At 52.4% G+C, this 1,782-nt stretch carries 2 protein-coding genes and 1 pseudogene; all 3 read left to right on the top strand.

The window, feature by feature from the left end; translation table 11 throughout:
- Window positions 1-1,185 (top strand): DEAD/DEAH box helicase (locus tag TY10_RS11980; protein ID WP_042163654.1); only part of this gene is annotated, 1,185 nt, incomplete at its 5' end.
- A 7-nt stretch (window positions 1,186-1,192) separates the two neighbouring features.
- Window positions 1,193-1,378 (top strand): hypothetical protein, encoded by a 186-nt coding sequence (locus tag TY10_RS11975; RefSeq protein WP_042163651.1) that lies wholly within the window; start codon window positions 1,193-1,195, stop codon window positions 1,376-1,378.
- A 218-nt stretch (window positions 1,379-1,596) separates the two neighbouring features.
- Window positions 1,597-1,782 (top strand): annotated as a pseudogene (locus TY10_RS11970) (ABC transporter substrate-binding protein); the annotation flags it as partial.

Below are 1,782 nucleotides of genomic sequence, written 5' to 3'. Positions count from 1 at the left end.
AGCGTGATAAACGGAGAGGCGTTCGAGTCTGCTGTTCATGAAGCTGACATCGTTATTACTTCTTATTCGCTGGCCCAGCTTGACGAAGAGGATTTGCGGCTGGTCGAATGGGATGCATTATGTCTGGATGAAGCCCAGAACATTAAAAACGTATACACGAAGCAATCGACGGCTATCCGAAGTTTGCCGGCTTACCATCGTCTTGCATTGACCGGTACGCCGATGGAAAACCGGCTGACGGAGCTTTGGTCGATTTATGACTTCATTAATCCCGGTTACTTAGGCGGGATGGGTGAGTTCCGAAAAGCCGTCGTCGCGCCGATCGAGCGCACGCGGGACGAGGCGATCATCTCGGGCTTGCAGCGCTGGGTTAAGCCGTTTATGCTGCGCCGCGTGAAGAAGGACCCGGCAATTCAGCTGTCGCTGCCCGAGAAGAATGAAGCGAAAACCTATATTGCTTTAACGGCCGAACAGGGTGCCATTTACGAAAATATCGTATCGGATTTGCTGGAAAAGCTCGATAAGCTTGATGCCATGCAGCGTCGCGGCTTAATTCTGGCCTCATTGACCCGGCTGAAGCAGCTGTGCAACCACCCGTCACTCTTGCAGGATGAAAGCTCGAAAAACTGGGATGAGGAACGCTCGAACAAGGTGACTCGGCTGCTCGAAATGGCAGAAGAGATTGCCTCGGAAGGCGAGCGCTGTCTGATCTTTACCCAATTTGTCGAGATGGGCCATCAGCTGAGCCGTTTGCTGGAAGAGCGTATCGGCATTCCGGTTCCGTATTTGCATGGCGGCGTGCCCAAGGCGAAGCGGGATGAGATGATCGACCGCTTTCAGAATCAAGAGGTTCCCGGCTGTGCCTTCGTCCTGTCGCTGAAAGCAGGAGGGACCGGCTTGAACCTTACGGCAGCCAATCATGTATTCCACTTCGATCGCTGGTGGAATCCGGCTGTCGAGAATCAGGCGACAGACCGTGCCTTCCGGATCGGCCAAACCCGGCAAGTTCAGGTTCATAAATTCATTACGCTTGGTACGCTGGAAGAGCGGATCGACGAAATGATCGAGCGGAAGCAAAACCTGAATGAACAGGTTGTCGGCCAGTCGGAGCAATGGGTAACAGAGCTGTCAACCGATGAGCTGCGGGAGCTGTTTGCACTTCGGAAAAACTGGTTGAAGGGATGAGGCTGGCATGACGGAACCAAGCTTGAGGGATAAGTTGTCGAAGGTGATGGCGGAACGCTCCGCGAATGCAGAGCCGCTGCCCGAACCATTGCCTGAGACGGAATTGCCCCTCTCCAGACAAGATGAAGCAAATGCGGAGTGGAAAGCCTTTTACGCCGCAGTTCGAGCCCAAATGTTAAAAATGCGCGAATAATCGCCTATAAAGGAGACTATCGGAGGATATGCTCCATTCTTGTGCAGCCTGCCCGGTAATTATTGCCCGGCAGGCTGTATGTTTTTACCCCCCTTTACAAAAATAATAGAATTGTATCCCTCACTTGTTTTTTTTCGACCTCCTAGCCGCGAATCGGCAATTCTATAATAAAGGTGCAAGGCAAACAAGCAACATCATTATCGAGGAGGTCTTTACAAATGAAAAAGAGTTTTACAGCAATCGCCATGCTGCTCGTATCGCTCGTGCTTGTCATCTCCGCTTGTGGTTCGAACAACGGCGGGAACAATGCTCCGGCAGCGACCAACGAAAGCACGAAAGCACCGGAAGCAACGGCTGAGCCAACTCCGGCAGCGAAAGATGTAACGCTGTCCCTCCGCCATACA

This window comes from Paenibacillus gorillae, assembly GCF_000513275.1.
In the GTDB taxonomy this organism is placed as follows: domain Bacteria; phylum Bacillota; class Bacilli; order Paenibacillales; family Paenibacillaceae; genus Pristimantibacillus; species Pristimantibacillus gorillae.
Note: the sequence above shows the minus strand (reverse complement) of the source record. Positions and strands in the feature narration are given on the sequence as shown.